17 protein-coding genes are annotated in these 20715 nt (G+C 74.4%); 6 read left to right on the top strand and 11 right to left on the bottom strand.

Annotated elements, in window-relative coordinates; translation table 11 throughout:
- Positions 1-101: 101 nt before the first annotated feature.
- Entirely contained in the window at positions 102-929 is an 828-nt protein-coding gene (locus ACIQI7_RS26605) for a hypothetical protein (RefSeq protein ID WP_401114175.1), read from the bottom strand.
- A gap of 345 nt (positions 930-1274) precedes the next feature.
- On the opposite strand from ACIQI7_RS26605, the gene ACIQI7_RS26600 reads away from it, so the two are divergent.
- Positions 1275-2039, top strand: coding sequence for a GPR1/FUN34/YaaH family transporter (locus ACIQI7_RS26600; protein WP_401114173.1), 765 nt, complete (start codon positions 1275-1277; stop codon positions 2037-2039).
- A gap of 123 nt (positions 2040-2162) precedes the next feature.
- On the opposite strand, the gene ACIQI7_RS26595 is transcribed toward ACIQI7_RS26600, so the two are convergent.
- Positions 2163-2795 (bottom strand): response regulator, encoded by a 633-nt coding sequence (locus ACIQI7_RS26595; RefSeq protein WP_401114599.1) that lies wholly within the window; start codon positions 2793-2795, stop codon positions 2163-2165.
- A gap of 35 nt (positions 2796-2830) precedes the next feature.
- Positions 2831-4156: a sensor domain-containing protein gene (locus tag ACIQI7_RS26590; RefSeq protein WP_401114169.1), complete on the bottom strand. Its 1326-nt coding sequence runs from the start codon at positions 4154-4156 to the stop codon at positions 2831-2833.
- 229 nt (positions 4157-4385) lie between these two features.
- Here ACIQI7_RS26590 and ACIQI7_RS26585 point away from each other — a divergent pair, with 229 nt between their 5' ends.
- The gene (locus tag ACIQI7_RS26585; protein ID WP_401114166.1) at positions 4386-6281 is read left to right on the top strand and encodes an FtsX-like permease family protein; all 1896 of its coding nucleotides are present in this window, start codon (positions 4386-4388) and stop codon (positions 6279-6281) included.
- Between the two features lie 74 nt (positions 6282-6355).
- Here the strand turns inward: ACIQI7_RS26585 and ACIQI7_RS26580 are convergent, their stop codons facing one another.
- A complete protein-coding gene (locus ACIQI7_RS26580) occupies positions 6356-7660 on the bottom strand; it encodes an MFS transporter (protein WP_401114163.1) in 1305 nt (434 codons plus the stop codon).
- Positions 7661-7926: 266 nt separating this feature from the next.
- Here ACIQI7_RS26580 and ACIQI7_RS26575 point away from each other — a divergent pair, with 266 nt between their 5' ends.
- The 3 genes from ACIQI7_RS26575 (at position 7927) to ACIQI7_RS26565 (ending at position 11360) form a co-directional block, all read left to right on the top strand.
- Positions 7927-9315 (top strand): condensation domain-containing protein, encoded by a 1389-nt coding sequence (locus ACIQI7_RS26575; protein WP_401114161.1) that lies wholly within the window; start codon positions 7927-7929, stop codon positions 9313-9315.
- A gap of 34 nt (positions 9316-9349) precedes the next feature.
- A complete protein-coding gene (locus ACIQI7_RS26570; RefSeq protein WP_401114158.1) occupies positions 9350-10453 on the top strand; it encodes an alkene reductase in 1104 nt (367 codons plus the stop codon).
- Between the two features lie 97 nt (positions 10454-10550).
- Entirely contained in the window at positions 10551-11360 is an 810-nt protein-coding gene (locus ACIQI7_RS26565) for an aminoglycoside N(3)-acetyltransferase (protein ID WP_401114156.1), read from the top strand.
- Between the two features lie 57 nt (positions 11361-11417).
- Here ACIQI7_RS26565 and ACIQI7_RS26560 read toward each other — a convergent pair whose 3' ends face one another.
- The 6 genes from ACIQI7_RS26560 to ACIQI7_RS26535 all read right to left on the bottom strand — a co-directional run bounded on the left by ACIQI7_RS26560 (position 11418) and on the right by ACIQI7_RS26535 (position 18326).
- On the bottom strand, positions 11418-12947 hold the full coding sequence (locus ACIQI7_RS26560) for a M1 family metallopeptidase (RefSeq protein WP_401114154.1): 1530 nt from the start codon (positions 12945-12947) through the stop codon (positions 11418-11420).
- Between the two features lie 185 nt (positions 12948-13132).
- Positions 13133-14659: a M1 family metallopeptidase gene (locus ACIQI7_RS26555; protein WP_401114152.1), complete on the bottom strand. Its 1527-nt coding sequence runs from the start codon at positions 14657-14659 to the stop codon at positions 13133-13135.
- Between the two features lie 178 nt (positions 14660-14837).
- Positions 14838-15710, bottom strand: a complete 873-nt coding sequence (locus tag ACIQI7_RS26550; protein WP_401114149.1) for a sulfurtransferase — start codon at positions 15708-15710, stop codon at positions 14838-14840.
- A 169-nt stretch (positions 15711-15879) separates the two neighbouring features.
- Positions 15880-16965: a class I SAM-dependent methyltransferase gene (locus ACIQI7_RS26545; protein WP_401114146.1), complete on the bottom strand. Its 1086-nt coding sequence runs from the start codon at positions 16963-16965 to the stop codon at positions 15880-15882.
- Positions 16966-17110: 145 nt separating this feature from the next.
- Entirely contained in the window at positions 17111-17437 is a 327-nt protein-coding gene (locus tag ACIQI7_RS26540; RefSeq protein ID WP_401114144.1) for a hypothetical protein, read from the bottom strand.
- 148 nt (positions 17438-17585) lie between these two features.
- Complete coding sequence (locus ACIQI7_RS26535) at positions 17586-18326, bottom strand: polysaccharide deacetylase family protein (protein WP_401114141.1); 741 nt, start codon at positions 18324-18326, stop codon at positions 17586-17588.
- A gap of 308 nt (positions 18327-18634) precedes the next feature.
- Between ACIQI7_RS26535 and ACIQI7_RS26530 the strand changes: the two genes are divergently transcribed.
- Positions 18635-19492 carry an SAM-dependent methyltransferase gene (locus tag ACIQI7_RS26530; RefSeq protein WP_401114138.1) on the top strand — a complete coding sequence of 286 codons (858 nt, stop codon included), beginning with the start codon at positions 18635-18637 and terminating at the stop codon, positions 19490-19492.
- 42 nt (positions 19493-19534) lie between these two features.
- On the opposite strand, the gene ACIQI7_RS26525 is transcribed toward ACIQI7_RS26530, so the two are convergent.
- Positions 19535-20404 (bottom strand): Fpg/Nei family DNA glycosylase, encoded by an 870-nt coding sequence (locus tag ACIQI7_RS26525; protein WP_401114135.1) that lies wholly within the window; start codon positions 20402-20404, stop codon positions 19535-19537.
- Positions 20405-20715: the final 311 nt, after the last annotated feature.

Raw genomic sequence — 20715 nt, 5'->3', positions numbered from 1 at the left:
CGACCTCTTCGGGGACGGTCGGGGGCTGGGGCTCGACGGCGGCGGGCGCTGCTCATGGGGCTGCTTTCGATGTGCGGGTCGTGAATCGGGGAGATCGGGGGTCAGGGCTTGACGGGTTTGTTGCCGGAGTTCCCGGGCTGGCTGGTGGGGCGCCCGCGCCCTGGCGTGGGCGTGGTGCCGGGCTGCGCGCCCGGGGGTGCCGTGGCGGTGGCGACGGGAGCGGGTGAGCCGGCACCCTCGGAGGCGCCCGGCAGGCCGGCGGCCGGTTCGGCCGGCTCGCCGGTCGGCCGCGCGCTACGGCCCCCGGTCGCCGGGCCCGGGCCGGTCTGGCGGGCGGGGGCGGCCGTGGGCGGCGCGCCGGGCGGGGCCGCGGCCTCCGGGGCGGCGGAGGGCGCCGCGGACGGGGTGGCCGAGTGCGCCGGCGCGCTCGGCGCGGCGGGCTGGGGGACCGGGAGGAACGGCGCACTCACGGTGGGGCCACCGAGCAGCGTGCTGGCCAGCAGAACGAGGTACCCGCCGGCCGGCACGGCCAGCGCCACCCCGAGCCGGCGGATCCGGCGCTGACGGCGTCCGGAGGCGTCGACGAACACCGGCGGCGGGACGGAGGCGGGCTCGGACGCGGGCTCGGACGCGGACGGGGGCTGCCGGTCCGCGGCGTCGGCGAGGACGGGCAGCTCGGCGGTGGGCGGGTCCTGCGCCTCGCCGGGCCACGGCTGGTGGTCCGCGGTACCGGCCACGGGGGCGAAGTGGTCGGTCACGGGGCCGAAGCGGTCGCCCGGGGCGCCGAATCGGTCGGTCTCGGGGCCGAAACGGTCGGCCGGGGCGGCAAGCGGTTCGTCGGCCGATGGGCCGTGGAAGTACCTCGGGACCAGCGGTGGCTGAGGTTGTTCCTCGGCGGTCGGCCACGGGCCGTACGACGTGACGGGCACGATGTCGAGTCCAGGGGTTGTCGGTTCACGGGGCTACCACGGCTGCGCCCGTCGATCACGGCGGACCGGACGGTGAGGTGGTCGCACCCTCTTCAGCGCCGACTCCCGGCCCGCTGTCACACCCCGGCGGCCGAGGACCGCGCACCGCCGCCGGGCGGCCCCCACGGTCGGGCGGCCACTTCGGCTCCGAGGCACGTCGGAGCCGGGCACGGAGGCGACAGGAGCCGTACGCATCGGGACCAACCCGCCCTCGCCCCCGCCCGTAGCCTCCGGAGCGATGAGGGCCCGCCGCTCTGCCGGCGCCCGCCCCGAGGACGCCGAGTACCGAGAACGAGGAGCGAGTCGATGGTGGCAGTGGTGAGGGAGGACGAGCAGGTGCGCGGGCCGGGCCCGGCGGTGTCCGGGACGGAGACGTCGACGGGCCCGGAACCGGAGGCCCGCTCCGGGGCCGAGCGGGACCTGCACGCCATGACCCGGATCACCCTGCGGCCGATCGCCTCGCCGATGCCGCTGGGCTTCTTCACGGTGGCCATCTCCTCCGCCGTGACCAGCAGCCTGCAGCTCGGCCTGATCGACGCCGCGAACCGGCAGGCCGTGGCGCTCACGGTCTTCTCCGCCTTCGTGCTCCAACTGCTGGTCAGCATCCTGGCCTTCGGCGCGCGTGACGTCATCGCGGCGACCCTGATGGCCGGATTCGCGGGCGCCTGGCTGGCCAACGGCCTGGTCACGGCGACCGATGCGCACGGCGGGGCGCAGGTGCTCGGCGTGATGAACCTGGCGTTCACGGTCTTCGCGGCTCTGATGGCCTCGGTGGCCAGGCCGAAGCGGGTGCTGTGGGTGCTCCTGCTGATCGCCGTGCCGCGCTACTTCGTCGCCGGCCTCCACGGCGTCTCGGGCGTGGCCGTCCTGGGCCAGGTGGCCGGCGCGCTCGGCATGCTCCTCGCGGCGGTCGCGATGTACGCGGCCTACGCCTTGATGCTGGAGGAGCTCCGGGGCCGGGAGGTCCTGTGGATCGGGCGCAACGGCCCCGTGCGGGACGCCATGCGGGCGGGGCTGGACGGCCAGCTGCAGCGGCTGGAGCGGCAGGCGGGGGTGCGCCGCACCCTGTAGCCGGAGGAGCCGGGGCGGTCCTAGGGATCGGACGGCCCCGGCTCGACCGGGTGCCGGAGTCGGACAAGGCCGGCGACGCGGTCGGCTGCCAGGTCGGCGGCCATGGCGGCGAGCGGGTCGCCGTCAGGCCCGGAGGAACTCCAGCACCGCCAGCACCCGCCGGTGGGTCTCCTCGGCCGGCGGCAGGTCCAGCTTCATCAGGATGTTGCCGATGTGCTTGCTCACCGCCGCCTCCGACACCACCAGCTCCCGGCAGATCGCCGCGTTCGACCGCCCCTCGGCCATCAGCGCCAGCACCTCCCGTTCGCGCGGGGTCAGCCGCTCCAGCGGGCTGCGGCGGCGGCGCAGCAGCTGCCGCACCACCTCCGGGTCCACCACCGTGCCCCCGGCCGCCACCGTGCCCAGGGCCGCCACGAACTCCTCGATCTGCCCGATCCGGTCCTTCAGGAGGTAGCCGACCCCGGAGCCGTCCCCCGCCTCCAGCAGCCGGGCCGCGTACGAGTGCTGCACGTACTGGCTGAGCACCAGGACGGGCAGCCCGGGGAAGCTCTCGCGCAGCGCGAGGGCCGCGCGCAGCCCCTCGTCGCGCTGGGCCGGCGGCATCCGCACGTCCGTGACCACGAGGTCCGGCCGGTGCTCCGCGACCGCCGTCCGCAGCGCCTCGGCGTCCCCGACGGCGGCCACCACCCGGTACCCGAACCGGGTCAGCAGGCCGATCAGGCCCTCGCGCAGCAGGACGCCGTCCTCGGCCAGCACCACCCGCAGGCCGTCCGTCGTCGGTCCGTCGGTCGTCACGCCGCTCCTCGGTCGATCGGGGTGCAGGGGATCTCCACCCGCACCAGGGTCGGTCCGCCGGGCGGACTGCTGACGGACAGTGTGCCGTGCACCACCGCGACCCGGTCGGCCAGCCCGGTCAGTCCGGTGCCGCGCGCCGGGTCGGCGCCGCCGTGGCCGTCGTCCGTCACCTCGATCGTCAACCGGCCCTGCGCATACCGTCCTTCCACCGTCGCGCCGCTCGCGCCGCTGTGCTTGGCGAGGTTGGCGAGCGCCTCGGCGACGGCGAAGTAGCCGGCCGACTCGACCGGGCCCGGAAGCCGCCCGGGCAGGTCGAAGCGGGTGACGACCGGGACCGGCGAGCGGTCGGCGGCGTCCGCGCAGGCCTCCGGCAGGCCGTGGTCGGTGAGCACCTGCGGGTGGATACCGTTGATCAACTCCCGCAGCTCCGCGAGGACTTCACCGGCCTCCCGGTGGGCCTCGGCCAGCCGGGAGGCCAGTGGCCCGTCCGTCGGCGCGTCCAGCCGGGCCAGTCCGAGCGCCATGGTCAGTGCCACCAGCCGCTGTTGGGCGCCGTCGTGCAGGTCGCGTTCGATCCGGCGCCGCTCCGCCTCGAAGGCGTCCACCAACCGGGCCCGGGAGCGCACCAGTTCGCCGATCCGCTGCTCCTGCCCGCCGGGCGCCAGCACCAGCCGGACCAGCGCCGCCCGGGCGGCCGCCAGGACGGCCAGCGGGTAGGCGAGCAGCGGGAGCAGCAGCAGTCCGGCCAGGCCGAGCAGGGCGGCCACCGTCGGCGAGTGCACCACGACCACCTTGAGCACGTTCACCTGCTCGCCGTCCCGCAGCAGCAGCGGCAGGGCCGCGACCAGATAGCCGGGGACGACGAGGAAGCAGCCCGCCACCACCAGGTCGATCGGCCAGAGCACGAACGCCGCCAGCAGCGCGAAGCCCAGCTCCCGCCAGGTCGCCTGCTCGCGGTAGCGCAGCCGCAACCAGGCGGCCAGGCCCGGTTCCTGCGGGACGAGGTGCGGGTCCGAAACCCGGCCACCGTCCAGGAAGCGGACCAGCCGCCGCTCCCAGGCGGCGATCGGCACCCCGGCCAGGGCCAGCGCGGCCGCCAGCGGCAGCCCGACCAGCACCACCGACAGGAGCCCGGCGACCAGCCCCGACAGCAGCAGTCCGAAGCAGAGCAGCAGCCCGCTCAGGCCGGTGGCCAGCAGGTACCCGACCACCCGCCAGGGGGCGTCGGAGCGCAGGAACCCTGCCCGGACCGGCGACGCCCAGCGGCTCCCGGAGCCCGCGCCGCCCGTCGTCGCCCCCACCGCCGTCGTGCCCCCGTTCACCGTGCCCCCTCCGTCGCGAAAACCGTCCGGCCCACCCTAGGACGGACATCCAGGCGGTGGAGCCTGGCCCACCTTTCCTCCGGCACCAGGCAGGCCCGGCCCGCCTCCCCCCCGCTCCGGCCGGGTGCCGGCCACCGGGGACCTCCCCTACGGGTAGGGCTGCCCCTACCCCGCGGAGTAGGCCCCGGGCTGCTGACCGCCCCCGCCCCCGGCCGGTTCGCTGGACGCCATGAGAACGCTGCGGATCGCCCTCTCCTCCCTGGCCACGCGCTGGCCCTCCCTGCTCGGCGCCTTCCTCGCCCTGGCGCTCGGCGTCGCGATGACCGCCGTGATGCTGCTGGGCCTCGCCGCCGCACTCGACGCGCCGCCCGGCGGCGGGGAGTTGGTCTCGCTGGTCGCCGCGCTCGGCACCGCGGGCGGGGTGAGCGCGTTCGTGTCGGCGTTCGTCGTCTCCTCCACCTACTCCTACGCCGTCGTCCGGCGCCACCGCGAGCTCGGCCTGCTCCGGCTGGCCGGGGCCACCCGGGCGCAGGTCCGCCGCACGGTGCTCGCCGAGGCGCTGCTGCTGGGCGCGGCCGCCTCGGCCACCGGCTGCCTGCTCGGCCGGCTCGGCGCGCCCGCGCTCGTCCGGTGGCTGTCCGGCGTCGGCATGGCTCCGCCCGGTTTCACGCCGAGCGGTGCGGCCTGGCCGCTGCACGCCGCGTTCTGGACCGGCCTGCTGGTCGCCCTGGGCGGGGTCGCGGTGGCCGCCCGCCGTGCGGGCCGGGTCGGCCCGCTGGACGCCCTGCGCGCGGCCGACCTCGACTCCGGGGTGCTGACCCGCGGCCGGCTGCTGCTCGGCCTCGGCCTGTTCCTCACCGCGGCCGCGCTGGCCGGCACCGCGCTCGCCACCGACCCGGCCGACCTGCTGCACCGCAAGACGTACACCACCCAGCCGATGTGGCTGATCTGCGCGGCCGGCCTGCTCTCGCCGCTCCTGGCGCCGCCGCTGGTCCGGGCGCTCGGCCTGCTGCTGCCCACCCGGCTCACCGGCTACCCGGGCCGGCTGGTGCCCGCCAACGCCGCCGCCGCGCTGCGCCGGACGGGCGCGGTGGCCGCGCCGGTGCTGGTGGCGGTGGCGCTGACCGGCTCGCTGGCCGGCGCGCTGGACACGGTGGGCGCCGCCCGGGCCGCCGAGGCCGGGGCCCGGACCGCCGCCGACCTGGTCGTCCGCCCCGCCGGGCCGGCGGCGCCGCTGGTCGCCGCCCTGCGGACCGTCCCCGGGGTGACCGCCGTCTCGGCGACCGCGCCCACGCCGCTGGCCCTCGTCGAGCCGGACGGCGTCACCGTCCACTCCGAGGCCCGCGCCGCCGACCCGGCCGGGCTGGCCGCCCTCGCCCGCCTCCCCCTGCTGGCCGGCTCCCCGGCCGACCTCGACGACGACTCCCTGGTCCTGCCCGCCGAGTGGGGCCGTACGGTCGGCGAGCCGGTCCCGGTGGTCCGGGCCGACGGCAGCCGGACCGTCCTGCGGGTCGCCGCCGTACTGCGCGACGGCCTCGGCGACAACGGGCTGTACGTCACCGCCGCCAACGCCCCCGGCGCCCGGGTCGACCGGATCGAGGCGCGGCTCGCCCCCGGCACCGACGGCGCGGCCGCCCTCGACCGCGCCCGCGCCGCCCTGCTCCCGTACGGCGCGACGGTGCTGGACCGGGCCGAGGGGCTCGCCCCCTCCCCCGCGGCCGGCCGGATCGCCTGGCTCCGGACCGTCCTGGTGCTCGGCCTGGCGCTCCTCTACACCGCGATCGCGCTCGCCAACACCCTGCTCACCACCACCGGGGACCGCCGCCGCGAACTCGCCCTGCTCCGGCTGGCCGGCGCCACCCGGGGCCAGGTGGTACGTCTGGTGACCGCCGAGGCGGTGCTGGTGGCGGCAGTCGGCGTGCTGCTCGGGTGCGCCGTGGCCGCCGCCCAACTCGGCGCCATGCACGCCGCGTTGGGCGTCCTCGGCGCGCCCGGGCCGTGGACGCTGCCGTGGCGCCCGGTGGGGCTGGTGGCGGCCGGGGCGCTGGCCCTGGCGGCCCTGTGCGCCGCCCCGGCGGCCGTCTGGATGCTCCGCCACCGCCCGGTCACGGCCGCCGCCCGCTGAGCGGCCCGGCCCCGCCCGGACCCTCCCGGCCCCGCCTGGCGTCTCAGCCCACCGGTCCCTCAGCCACCGGTGCCTCAGCCCGCCGGAACCGTCGCCGACGGCGCCGCGCCGGCCCCGGCGCCGTCGGCCGCCCGGCCCAGCGCCGCCAGCCGCCGCAGGCTGGCCCGGCGCTGGAGCGCGCCGAGGCCGACGGTCGCCGCGCCGAGCCCCAGCCAGCCGAGCGGCCCGGCGGCCATCACCACCCCGGTCAGCAGCAGCGGCCCCACCGACTTCTGCACCGACTGGGACATCCCGGCGACCCCCAGGTACGAGGCCCGGGCGCCGGGCGGGGCCAGCACGACCGCCAGCTCCCAGGAGCTCACCGAACGCAGCAGCTCCGCCAGGGTGACCAGCATCGCCGCGGCCAGCAGCGCGACCGAGGCCGCCACCGGCCCGGCGCCGGTGGCGAGCGCGATCAGCACGCAGCCGACCAGCACCGTCACCCCGTACCAGCGCACCGCCGCGGCCGCCCCGAGCGCCCCTTCCGCCCGGGCCGAGACCCGCAGTTGCAGCACCACCACGAGCACCGTGTTGAGCACCAGGAAGACCGGGACGACGGCGTGCGGCGCGCCGGTGTGGTGGACCAGCCAGAGCGGCAGGCCGACGTTGAGGATCGAGTCGTCCAGGTTCAGCGGCATGTCCAGCAGGACGAACCGCAGGTAGCCGCGGTCGCGCCAGGGGCTCGGCACGGCGGACGGCGCCCCGGCGGGTTCGTCGCCCGCCTTCGCGGCGACCAGGCCGCGCCCGGACGGCTCCCGGGTGCGCCAGACCAGCACGGCGGCCAGCACGTAGGACAGCGCGTTGGCCAGGATCAGCACCCGGTAGGCGCCCGTGGTCCCCACCGCCAGCCCGATCGCCGCGATGCCCGCGCCCAGCGCGTACCCGGCGTTGGCCACGCTGCGGAACAGCGCCTGGTAGGTGGCCCGCCGCTCGCCCGCCACCCGGGTCGCGAACAGCATCTCCAGCGTCTTGGCGGCCCGCTCGGCCAGGCAGATCAGGGCCACCACGGGCAGCAGCGCGGCGAAGTCGTCGACCACCAGCAGCAGCCCCATCGCGCCCAGCCGCAGCAGGTGGCAGCCGATCAGCAGCCACCGCACCGGCACCCGCTCGGCAGCGCGCCCGGCCAGCGGCGATCCGGCGATCCCCGCCACCGCGCCCACCCCGAGCAGCAGCCCGAGCTGCCGCGCGTCCATCCCGCAGACGTAGGTGAAGTAGAGCACCGAGGCGGCCGCCCACACCCCCGTTCCGGTCCGGTCGACGCACTGCGCCAGCAGCATGATCCGCGCGTCCCGGCCGCCCGGCGGCCGCCTCAGCTGCGCTATCAGTCCGTTCCCCCGCATGGCAGGCCCCCGTCCGTGGTGTGGGTCGCGGTGTGTCCCGTGAGTCGTCGGGTCGCACGACCGGCATCAATCTCGACATCAAGATACTTCACATCAAGAGACTGACGGAACCCCCGAAACCGCCGGCGCCGCGACGCCGGACGAGGAGCCCCCGCCCGAACCGCCTCGACGCACGGCGGCCGGTGCGCCACACTCTCCCCAGCAGCACCCGCGCTCCCAACGCACCGGCACGACGAAACGACCACCGCACTACGGAGAGCCGATCGGTGACCACTCGCCAACTGCTGGAGCTCGCATTCTCGTCCGGACGGACCGGTTCCGGACCGGCCACCTGGGGCCAACGGGCCATCTGGGACGCCGTACGACGGCTGCCGCCGGCCGACGCGCCGCGCTATAACATCGCCACCGCTGCGCCGCTGGACCCGGGGCTTCCACTGCCCGTCCTGCTCACCGCACTGGAGCGGCTGCTGCACCTGCACGACTCGCTGCACACCCGGCTGCTCCCGGACGAGGCCGGCGGCCTGCGCCAGGTCGTCGACGGCGAAGGCGCCCTGGGCGTCCACCTGCGACCCGCCGGGGAGCACCAGGACCCGGCCGAACTCGGCGCCCGACTCCACCAGGAGCTGGCGGCACAGGCCTTCGACACCGCCACCCAGTGGCCGATCCGGATCGGCGCGGTGACGGCGGACGGGCTGGTCCGGCACATCAGCCTGGTGCTCTCGCACACCGCGGTGGACGGCTCCGGGATGAGCCGGCTGGTCGCCGACCTGTCCGCGCTCTGCCTCGGCAGTTCCCCCGAGGAGCTGGCCCAGCTGCGCGAACCCGCCCAACAGCCCTTGGAGGAGGCCCGGTTCCAGACCTCCGAGCGGGGCCTGCGGCGCGACGCGGGCGCCCGCGCCCAGTTCACGCGCAAGCTCCGGCTGGGCCCGGCCCGGCTCTTCCCTCCGGCCGCCGAGCAGCCCGCCCGGTTCCCCAACGCGGTGCTCCGCTCCCCCGCACTGCCCCAGGCCGTCGAGCGGGTGGCGGCCCGGCACCGGGTCAGCACCGGCTCGGTGCTGCTCGCCGCGACGGCCGCGATGACCGCCCGGCTCGCCGGCACCTCCGAGGCCGTGCTGAACGTCGTGGTCAACAACCGCTTCCTGCCCGGACTGGCCCACGCGGTGAGCGTGGTCGCGGGTGACGGACTTTTCCACCTCCCGGACGCCACGGGCGAGTTCGGGGACGTGGTGCGCCGCACCCACGCCGCCGCGATCGGCACCTACCGCCACGCGTACTACGACAAGCTGGCGCTGGCCGCCGAGACCGACCGGCTCACCGCCGAGGGGGTCCGACTGGCCGACCGCTCCTGCGTGTTCAACGACACCAGGGAGCTGCTCCCGGCCACCACCGACCCCGGCGGCGACCGGACCACCCTCACCTGGCCGGTGGAGTTCGAGCCCCGCCCGGGCCTCACCTACGCCCTGGACGCCCTGCAGTCCGCCGAGGCGCTGAGCCTGGCCATGACGGCGGACCCGTCCGTGCTGCCGCGCCCGGCGATGGAGCGGTTCCTGTACGGCATCGAGGAGTTGATCCTCACCGAGGCCGCAACGGACGCCCGGACGGACACCACCGCGACGGAACCCCCGACCGACCCCGCGGCCGCCGATCACGCTTGAACCTGACACCGGTGTCAGGTTCTACCGTACCGGCATGACCACGACCACCACCTCCTCCCTGCTCACCCCGTACCGCCTCGGCCGGCTCGACCTGCCGAACCGCGTCGTCATGGCCCCGATGACGCGGTACCGGGCCGCCGAGGACGGCACGCCGCTGCCCGTCGTCGCCGAGCACTACGCCCAGCGCGCCGGCGCCGGCCTGATCGTCACCGAGGGCATCTGGCCCAGCCGGCAGGGCCAGTCCGGCTGGCGCCTGCCCGGCCTGGAGACGCCCGCGCACGCGGCCGGCTGGCGCGCGGTGACCGAGGCCGTGCACGCCGCCGGCGGGCGGATCGCCGCCCAGCTGATGCACGGCGGGCGCCAGGGCCACCCGCTCAACCGGCTGCTCGGCGACGTCCCGGCCGGCCCCTCCGCCGTGCCCGCCCCGGGCCCGGTGCACGTCAAGGACGGCGGCAAGGCCGAGGCCGTCACCCCGCGCGCGATGACCCGCGAGGAGATCCACCGGACGATCGCCGACCACGTGGACTCCGCCCGCCTGGCCCTCGCGGCCGGCTTCGACGCCGTCGAACTGCACGGCGCCAACTCCTACCTGATTCACCAGTTCCTGGCCGACAACACCAACCTGCGCACCGACGAGTACGGCCCCCGCACCCTCGCCGACCGGCTGCGCTTCCCGATCGAACTGGTGACCGCCGTCGCCGAGGCCGTCGGCCCCGACCGCCTCGGCCTGCGGCTGTCCCCCGGCAACCCGCAGTTCGGCATGTACGAGGCCGACCCCGCACCGGTCTACCGCGCGCTGCTCGCCGAACTGGACGGCCTCGGCCTGGCCTACCTCCACCTCACCGACAACGACGACTACCCGGCCCTGGCCGACCTGCGCCCGCGCTGGTCCGGCCCGCTGATCGGCAACGTCGGCGAGAACCGCACCGCCACCGACCGCGAGCGCGGCGAGGCGGTGCTGGCCGCCGGCCTGGCCGACCTGGTCTCCTACGGCCGCGCCTTCATCGCCAACCCCGACCTGCCGGAGCGGTTCGCCGCCGACGCCCCGCTCGCCCCCGTCGACCCCACCCACCTCTACGGCCAGGAGGCCACCGGCTACACCGACTACCCGCGGTTCCGGCCGGCCGACCGCCCCTGACCGCGCCGGAACGAACCCGTCCTGACCGGTTGTCAGTACCACCCGCTATGGTCGGCCCCGAACGATCCCAGTACGAACAGCACCAGGGGGCACCACCATGACCGCACCGGGCACCGGCCGGCTCACCACCGCCGACCTCGTCGAGGGCTGGCGCCGGGCGGGCGTCCGCGAGGGCATGGCGCTGATCGTGCACTCCTCGCTCTCCAGCCTCGGCCGGGTCGAGGGCGGCGCGGCGGCCGTGGTGGCCAGTCTGCGCGAGGCGGTCGGGCCCGGCGGCACCGTCGCCGCGCCCACCTTCACCACCGACACGGTCCGCGACCCGGCCCCCGGGCACACCGGCCCGCCCGGCCCCGAGCTCGCCGAACTCCGGGCGGGCGTCCCGCTGTTCCACCCCGGGCTGCCCTCCGCCACCGGCGCGGTGGCGGAGGCGCTGCGCGCCCTGCCGGAGAGCCTCCGCAGCACCCATCCGCAGGTCTCGGTCGCCGCCGTCGGCGCGCACGCCCGGGAGGTCACCGCCCGGCGCTCGCTCGGCTTCGCCGTCGGCCGGGAGTCGCCGTTCGGCGCGCTGCACGACCTCGGCGGGCACGTGCTGCTGGTCGGCGTCGGCCACGACCGCAACACCTTCCTGCACTACGCCGAGACCTTCGCCCCCAACCGCCGGCTCAAGCTCCGCCGCTTCCCGATGGCGATCCAGGGCGAGCGGGTCTGGATCGAGGCGCCCGACGTGGCGGACGACAACGGCACCCACTTCCCGGTGGTGGGGCGGGAGTTCGAGGAGTGGGCGGGCATCCGGGAGGTCCTGGTCGGCAGCGCACCCTGCCGGCTGCTCCCGGTCCGCGACCTCATACCCTTCGCCGTCCGCCGCCTCACCGAACTGCTGGCGGCGGACGGCCCGGGAGCGGCGTAGGTCAGGGCCCGCGGTCCCCGCCGTACGCGCGGAACCGCCGGCCCGTTCCCCGTGCCGTCAGCGACGGGCTTCGTGCACCGAGGCGGCCTCCTGGATCTTCTTCCAGGACTTCGGCTCGGCGGGCAGCCGCCCCGCGTCCGCGCCGCCGCCCGGCGCCAGCGAGGCCGCGGCCGCCGTCCCCGGCGGCACCGGCCCGACGGCGGGCTTGCCCGGGGTGAACAGCCAGGTGTTCAGCACGTCGCCGAGCTTCCTCCCGGAGACCTTCTCCGCGTACGCCTGGAACTCCGGAATGGTGGCGTTGCCGTAGCGGCGCTCGCTCGGCCAGCCCTTCAGGATCCGGAAGAAACTCTCGTCCCCGACGGCATTGCGCAGCGCCTGGACGGCCACCGCGCCGCGGTAGTACACCGCGGCGGAGAACTGGTTGTCCTCGCCCGGGTCACCCGGCTTCACGCTCCAGAACGGGTCGTCGGCCGGACGCGAGGCGTAGACGTAGTCGGCCAGTTCCTGCGCGGTGCCCTCGTTCTCGTGCTCGGACCAGAGGAACTGGGCGTACTGGGCGAAGCCCTCGTTCAGCCAGATGTCGCTCCAGCGGGAGAGCGAGACGCTGTCGCCGTACCACTGGTGGGCCAGCTCGTGCACGACCACCGAGGTGTTGGAGCCGCGGGTGAACATCCCGGGGCCGTAGAAGATCCGGGTCTGGGTCTCCAGGGCGCCACTGGCCTGGACGTTGGGGACGTAGCCGCCGACGGAGCTGAACGGGTACTCCCCGAAGTAGCCGCTCAGCCAGTCGACCAGCTCACCGGTGCGCTCGACGCTCGCCCTCGCGGCGGCGGCGTTCTCCCCCAGGTCCTTGCTGTACGCGTTGTAGACCGGCAGCCCGCCGGCCGTGGTGTCCGTGGTGACGTCGAACCTGCCGATCGCCAGGGTCGCCAGGTACGTCGCCTGCGGCTTGCTCTCGCGCCAGTTGTAGCGGGTCCAGCCCGCCTGCGAGCTGGTTCCGGTCAGCACCCCGTTGCTGATCACCTGGTTGCCGTCCGGCACCAGCACCGAGACGTCGAAGGTCGCCTTGTCACTCGGGTGGTCGTTGCCCGGGAACCACCACCCGGCCGACACGGGCTCGCCGGCCACCACCGCACCGTCCGGCGTACGGCGCCAGGCGGTGTAGCCGCCGTACTTCTTCACCGTGGACGGCACGTCCTGGTAGCGCACCACCACGGTGGCCTGGGAACCCTTCGCCAGCGGCCGGGCCGGGGTGACCTCCAGCTCCTGGTCACCGCTGGTGGCGAAGGCCGCCGGCCGCCCGTTGACCCGGACCTCCGAGACGTTCAGCGCGAAGTCGAGGTTGAACCGGGACAGGTCCTCGGTGGCCGTGGCGAGGATGGTCGTGGTGCCCTCCAACCGGTCGGTGGCGGGCTGGTACTTCAGCCGGATGTCGTAGTGCGAGACGCGGTAACCACCGTTGCCGAGAGTCGGGTAGTACGGGTCCCCGACGCCGTCCGCTCCGGGTCGGAAGCCGGAAGCCGAAGCAGGCACGGCCAGGAACAGGCTCAGGGCACTGGCAGCAGAGACGATCAGCCTCTTGCGCACGTGGTCCTCCAGGATTCGTCGGATTGACGGGATCGACCGATCCCTGTCCTGAGAACCCCGCCCCCATTCCCCTCCGGTGAGATGTTCATGAAAAGAAACCCGCCGACATGACGGCTCCGCAGCGGTGCCGCGAAGCCGTCATGACACGTGCGCGAAGCCGGTGGCTCCTATGGCACGACGTTCTGTCAGCTGTGTGTCTCATGCGCCGAGTTGGTGTCCTGGATCTTCTTCCAGGACTTCGGCTCGGCGGGCAGCTGCCCCGCGTCCGCACCGGCACCCGGCGCCAGCGAAGCCGCGGCCGCCGTCCCCGGCGGCACCGGCCCGACGGCGGGCTTGCCCGGGGTGAACAGCCAGGTGTTCAGCACGTCGCCGAGCTTCTTCCCGGAGACCTTCTCCGCGTATGCCTGGAACTCCGGAATGGTGGCGTTGCCGTAGCGGCGCTCGGTCGGCCAGCCCTTGAGGATCCGGAAGAACTTCTCGTCCCCGACGGCGTTGCGCAGCGCCTGGACGGCCACCGCACCGCGCTCGTAGACGGCGCTGGAGAACTGGTTGTCCGGGCCCGGGTCACCCGGCTTGATGGTCCAGAACGGGTCGTCGGCCGGGTGCGAGGCGTAGACGTAGTCCGCCAACTCCTGCGCGGTGCCCTCGTTCTCGTGCTCGGACCAGAGGAACTGCGCGTACCGGGCGAAGCCCTCGTTCAGCCAGATGTCGCTCCAGCGGGAGAGCGAGACGCTGTCGCCGTACCACTGGTGGGCCAGCTCGTGCACGACCACCGAGGTGTTGGAGCCCTTGGCGAACTGCCGGGGGCTGTAGAAGATCCGGGTCTGGGTCTCCAGGGCGTAGCCGGTCGGGACGTTGGGGACGTAGCCGCCGACCGAGCTGAACGGGTACTCGCCGAGGTAGCCGCTCAGCCAGTCGACCAGCTCACCGGTGCGCTCGACGCTCGCCCGCGCCGCGTCGGCGTTGTCGCCGAGGTCCTTGCTGTACGCGTTGTAGACCGGCAGCCCGCTCGCCGTGGTGTCCCGGGTGATGTCGAACTTGCCGATCGCCAGGGTTGCCAGGTACGTCGCCTGCGGCTTGTTCTCGCGCCAGCTGTAGCGGGTCCAGCCGGCCTGGGACGACGTACCGGCCAGCACGCCGTTGCTGATCACCTGGTTGCCGTCCGGCACCAGCACCGAGACGTCGTAGGTGGCCTTGTCGCTCGGGTGGTCGTTGCTCGGGAACCACCACCAGGCCGCCTCGGGCTCGTTGGCCGCCACCGCGCCGTCCGGGGTGCGGTGCCAGCTGGTGAAGCCGTACTTCTTCACCGTGGAGGGCACGCCCTTGTACCGAACCACCACGGTGGCCTGGGAACCCTTCGCCAGCGGCCGGGCCGGGGTGATCTCCAACTCCTGGTCACCGCTGGTGGCGAAGGCCGCGAGCCGCCCGTTGACCCGGACCTCCGAGACGTTCAGCGCGAAGTCGAGGTTGAACCGGGACAGGTCCTGGGTCGCCGTGGCCAGGATGGTGGCGGTGCCCTCCAGTTCGTCGGTGGCGGGCTGGTACTTCAGCCGGATGTCGTAGTGCGAGACGTCGTAACCGCCGTTGCCGTATGTCGGGTAGTACGAGTCGCCGACTCCGGCCGTGCCGGCCCGGAAGTCGGAAGCCGAGGCGGGGACGGCCAGGAACAGGCTCAGGGCACTGGCAGCAGAGACGATCAGCCTCTTGCGCACGTGGTCCTCCAGGGATCACCGGAACGATTGGGTCGGATCGATCCTTGTCCCGGAAGCCCCGCCTCCACTCCCCTCCGGTGAGATGTTCATGAAAAGAAACGCGCCGACATGACGGCTTCGCAACGGCGCCGCGAAGCCGTCACATCGCCTCACCCGTCCCTCCCGGCCCTCCCGTCACTCACGCCCCGAGCACCACCGGCGCCCGCACCAGCGAGCCGTACTCCGTCCACGAGCCGTCGTAGTTCTTCACGTGCGGGTACCCGAGCAGCTCGGTGAGCGCGAACCAGGTGTGCGCGGACCGCTCGCCGATCCGGCAGTACGCGATCACCTCGCGCTCCGACTCCACGCCCCGGCCCCCGTACAGCGCCCGCAGCTCCTCCGCCGAGCGGAACGTGCCGTCGTCGTTGGCCGCCTGCGACCAGGGGATGTTGACCGCGCCCGGGATGTGCCCGGGCACCTGCGCCTGCTCCTGCGGCAGGTGCGGGGGCGCGATCAACTCGCCCCGGAACTCGGCCGGCGAGCGGACGTCCACCAGCACCGAGTCCGCCCCGGGCTTGGCGAACACCTCGGCCTTGGCCAGGACCTCGTCCCGCAGCGCCCGCAGCTCCGGCCGTTCGGGCCCGCTGAGCCGGTAGCCGGTGTGCTGGTACTCCATCACCTCGGGGGTCAGCTCCCGGCCCTCCAGCTCCCACTTCTTGCGCCCGCCGTCCAGCAGCCGCACCGGGCCGAAGCCGCGCAGCCGCAACAGCCAGTAGGCGTAGGCGGCGAACCAGTTGTTGTTGCCGCCGTAGAGCACCACGGTGGTGTCGTCCTCGACCCCGGCCGCCCGCAGCAGGTGCTGGACGCCGTCGCGGTCGATGTAGTCCCGGCCGACCCGGCTGTGCAGGTCGGTGGTCCAGTTCCAGCCCACCGCGCCGGGGACGTGGTCCCGGTCGTAGGCCTGTGTGTCCTCGTCCACCTCGACGACCCGGATCGTCCCGTCGTCCAGGTGGTGGGCCAGCCAGTCGGTGCGGACCAACGTCTCGGGGTGCGCGTAGCCGTTGCCGGTCATCCCAGGCCCTCCTTCGCTCTGCCCAGGCCGCGGAGCCCGACCACGGGCACAGCGGGCCGTACGACGACAGCGGGGCACAGGGGCACGGCGGGGCGCCGGCGACCGGGCCGGACAGTTCGAACCTACGCCGCCCGTCCGGCCCGGGCCACCCCGGGGAGGGCCGGGCCGGTCAGCCGTCGGCCGCCGCCCCGTCGAGCCGCGCCACGTAGTACAGGTTCAGCACGTCCCCCTCGACCCGCTTCGCCTCGACCGACCGGAAGCCGGCCGTCGCCAGCATCCGCCGCGCCGTCTGCTCGCCCCAGACCGTCCCGAGCCCCTCCCCGCCCTCACCGAGCGAGACCGTCATGCAGTAGAAGGTCGAGAAGGTGTAGAGCGCGGGCGCCAGCGGGTGGCCGATGTTCTCCGCCAGCTCACTGCTGGCGGCGATGTCGCCCATCAGGAAGACGCCGTCGGGCCGCAGCGCGCCCGCGACGGCGGCCAGCGTGCGGGTCGGGCGGGCCAGGTCGTGGATCACGTCGAAGGCGGTGACCAGGTCGTACTCCCCGGTCAGCGTGGCCGAGTCGGCGACCTCGAACCGGGCGTTGCGCAGGCCCAGTTCGGCCGCCGCCGCGCGGGCCGCGGCGATCCCCTCCTCGGAGATGTCGATGCCGGTGAAGCGGCTCCGCGGGAACGCCCGGGCGAGCACCGTGACGGCGTGGCCCTGCCCGGTGCCGATGTCCACCGCGTCGATCCCGGCCCGCAGCCGCTCGGTCAGCCCGTCCACCAGCGGCACGATCGCGTCCACCAGCGCCAGGTCGTACACCCGGGCGGTCTCCTCGGCCTGGAGCCGCTGGAACCGCGGGTACGCCGAGTAGGGCATCCCGCCGCCGGTGCGGAAGTGCCCGAGCAGCTCCTGCTCGACCTCGCCCATCATCGCGAGGAAGGGCATCATCCCGGCCAGGTTGTCCGGCCCGGCGGCCCTGGTCAGTGACGCCGCGTGCTCGGGCGGCAGCACGTAGGTGCGCTCCTCCGGGTCGTACTCCACGAACCCGGCGACGACCATGCAGCCCAGCCACTCGCGCACGTAGCGCTCGTCGAGCCCGGCGGCCCGGGCGATCTCCTCGCCGGTCGAGGGGGCGAGCCCGGCCATCAGGTCGAACAGCCCGGTCTGGTGGCCGATGCTGGTCATCAGCCCCAGGCAGGCGTCGTTGAGGACCTCCAGCACGCGCCCGCCGAATGCCTCCTGCTTCACCGCGTCCAGTTCCCGTACGGACATGGCTTCCTCCTCCGCGGCCGGGACGGCGCCCCCTCCCCAGTCACGCTACGCCACTCACCCGAACGGCCCCACAGGAAGTGCGGCGGGGCCGGTTCCGGTCGGTCCGCCGGCTCCCGGACCGACCGGATCCGCGGTGACCGCGCGCTCAGGAGAAGACGACGGAGCGCAGCTTCAGCCGGTCGCCGAGCTTCTTGCCGGGGCTCATCACGTAGAACACGTCACCCGCGCAGCCGAAGTCCAGGAAGACCGTGGCCGTGGAGCGGGTGAGGTTCTCCGGCGCGAAGCCCGGGGCCTCCTCGGTCGTCCACGGCAGGTCGACGCACTCGCGGCTCTGCGGGTCCGCCAGGCCGGTGCGGACCCCGGGGCCGACCTTGTAGAGGAAGTCGCCCGCCGCGGCGTTGGCCGAGAACGGAACGGCGAGGACGAGGGCGATGGCGCTGGCGGCGGCGAGCACGGCGTTGCGGAGACGCATGGGTGAGGGCCTTTCAGGTGGTACGCGGCGGTACCCGGTTTATCGATGCGATATCACCCTAGAGGCCCAAAATCCGCAGAAACGGTTCTTCCAGCCCACCCGTTCGAGTGGTTTAAGGGTTGAAACCGCTACCCGTACGAAAACCCGCTCAGTTCGGCGGGGCCGTGAAGTAGTACCCCGAGTCGACCAGCACCGGCAGGTACGTCTTCAACGCCGCCACCGTCTGCGACCGGTCCCCGCCGCCGTCGTGGTTGAGCACGATCGACCCGGGCCGGACGCCCTTGAGGATCCGGTCGATGATCGCCGGGGTCCCGGGCCGGGCCCAGTCCCGGGGGTCCACCGACCAGGCCATGTTCCGCATCCCGAGGTCGGCGGCCACCTTGAGCGAGGCCGTGGACCAGTCGCCGCCCGGCGCCCGGAACCAGGTCGGCTGCCGGCCGGTCGCCCGGTGCAGCAGGTCGGAGGTGCGCTCCAGCTCGTCCCGCACCTTGGCCTCGGACAGGTGCCGCAGGTCGGGATGGGTCCAGGTGTGGTTGGCGATGTGGTGGCCGCGGTCCGCGATCTCCCGCACCAGGGCGGGGTGCTCGGCCGCGTTCTCGCCGATCAGGAAGAACGTCGCCCTGATCCCGTACTGCTCGAACAGCGCCAGCACGGTCGGCGTGTGCCGCGGGTCCGGGCCGTCGTCGATGGTGAGCGCCACCACCTTCCGCTCCGGATCCAGGTCGTACACCGGTTTGCTCTCCGCTTCGGTGAGCGCCCGGCGCACCGGCACCGCACTCGGCACGGCGGCGGACGGGGCCGCCGCGGACGGCGTGCCCGCCGGGGCCGGTACGGCACCCGGCCCGGCCGGCACCCCCTCCGGCCCCACCGGGGTGGCGGGGACGGCCACCTCGTTCACCCCCGTCGCCGCACCGCCCTCCCCGTCGCTCCAGGTGCTCCGACATCCGGCGGCCGCGCCCAGGAGGGACATTCCAGCCGCAACCAGCAACAATCTACGCGAAGTAATCTGACGATCTGACAGCATTCTGAATGCATCCCCCCGCCACCACCGCCCTTCCCGATCACCACTCCGACGGCCTACGGACCCGCCCTTCCCCGCCCCTTCACAGCCCTCCCCCGACCGGACGCTCCACCTCCCCCGGAGCCGCTACGCTGTGCCTTCCCCAGTGTGATGATCTGCCATCAGAGGACGTGGCCATGACGACAAGTCAGGACTCCCCCCGCCAGGGCCCGCGGGACGACGACGCCGAGCTCAGCCAGTGGGAACGTTTCGGCGTCGACACCACCACCCCGCACTCCGCGCGCGTGTACGACTACTGGCTGGGCGGCAAGACCAACTTCCCGCCGGACCGCGCCATGGGGCAGGCCATCGAGCAGGCCGTACCGAGCGTCAAGGCGATGGCCAAGGCCAACCGGGCCTTCCAGGGCCGGGCCGTCCGCTACCTCGCCCGGGAGCACGGCATCCGCCAGTTCCTCGACCTCGGCACCGGCATCCCGACCTCGCCGAACACCCACGAGATCGCCGAGGCGGTCAGCCCGGGGACCAGGGTGGTCTACGTCGACAACGACCCGATCGTGCTCGCCCACGCCCGCGCGCTGATGGTCTCCTCCCCGGCCAGCCGCACCACCTACATCCACGCCGACCTGCGCGAGCCCGCGGAGCTGTTCGCCGACCCGGCGCTCACCGCCACCCTCGACCTCACCCAGCCCGTCGGCCTGCTGATGATCGCCGTGCTGATGCTGATCGCCGACGAGGACGACCCGTGGGGCCGGGTCGCCGCGCTGCGCGACGCCCTGCCGGCCGGCAGCTGCATCGCGCTGACCACCCCCACCCCGGACTTCGACCCGGAGGCCGTCGGCAAGGTCGCCGAGGCCGCCCGGGCCGGCGGGATGACCCTGGTCCCGCGCGGCTACGACGACGTGGTGCGCTTCTTCGACGGCTGGGAGCTGGTCGAACCGGGCGTCGCCCCGGTACTGGCCTGGCGCCCGGACGGCGAGCCCCCGGCCGACCCGAAGGCCGCGTACTACTGGGGCGGCGTCGCGATCAAGCGCTGACCCCGTCGAACACCGGGTGGGGCGCGGGCCGTCCCACCCGGCTCACTTCAGCAGCCGCGACAGCCGCCGGTCCGCCAGCGGCTTGCCCCCGGTCTGGCAGGTCGGGCAGTACTGGAGCGAGGAGTCCGCGAAGGACACCTCCCGGATGGTGTCGCCGCACACCGGACAGGGCTGGCCGGTCCGGCCGTGCACCCGCAGCCCGAGCTTCTTCTCCGCCTTCAGCTCCCCCGCCGCCAACCCGTGCGAACGCTCCACCGCCTCGCGCAACGTGCCACCGAGCGCCTCGTACAACCGGGCCACCTCGTCCTCGGTCAGGCTCGCGGCCTGCTTGTACGGCGACATCCGGGCCGCGTGCAGCACCTCGTCCGAATAGGCGTTGCCCACCCCCGCCAGCACGCTCTGGTCCCGCAGCACCCCCTTGAGCCGCCGCCGGTCACCCCGCAGCAACGCGGCGAAGTCCGCCAGCGCGAAGGCCGGGTCCAACGGATCCGGACCGAGCCGCGCCACCCCCGGCACCTCCCCCGGATCCCGCACCACATAGACCGCCAGCCCCTTCTTCGACCCCGCCTCCGTCAGGTCGAACCCCTCCCCGGCCTCCCCCTCCAACCGCACCCGCAACGCCAGCGGATTGCGCGGCCCCGGCCGCGGCGGCTCGACGGGCAGGCCCTCCTTCCACCGCAACCAGCCCGCCCGGGCCAGGTGGACCACCAGGTGCAGCCCCTCCACCTCGATGTCCAGGAACTTGCCACGCCTGGTCACCGCCCCGACCGTCCGCCCCTCCAACTCCCCCACCGGCGGGTCGTACGTCTTCAGCGCACTGATCGCCACCGGCAGCACCCGGGCGATCACCCGCCCGGTCAACCGCTCGGACAGAAAGGCACTCAGCGCCTCGACCTCAGGCAACTCCGGCATGCGCCCAGTCTCCCCCGCCCCACCCCCACCCGCGCGCCCACACAAGCCCCACCGGCAGCACCCCCCACGCCCCGGCCCCACCCACCAGCACCCACCCCCCAGCAGCAAGCACCCCCCAGCAGGCCCCCCACCTCCCCCACCCACCCACCCCCTCCCACCCCCGCGAGAGGGACGCGCTGCGGAAGGGGGCGGCGCAGGGGGTGGGTGCGGAGAGGGGCGTGACGGGTGATTTTCAGACTGCCAACGAAGGTAGGCCCCCCACCCCCAGGACCGGCAGTCTGAAAATCATCCAGCCCCCGCAGCACCCACCC

This window comes from Kitasatospora sp. NPDC092039 (assembly GCF_044756065.1).
Taxonomy (GTDB): domain Bacteria; phylum Actinomycetota; class Actinomycetes; order Streptomycetales; family Streptomycetaceae; genus Kitasatospora.
The sequence above is the reverse complement of the archived record's forward strand: the minus strand, read 5'-3'. Positions and strand labels throughout refer to the sequence as shown.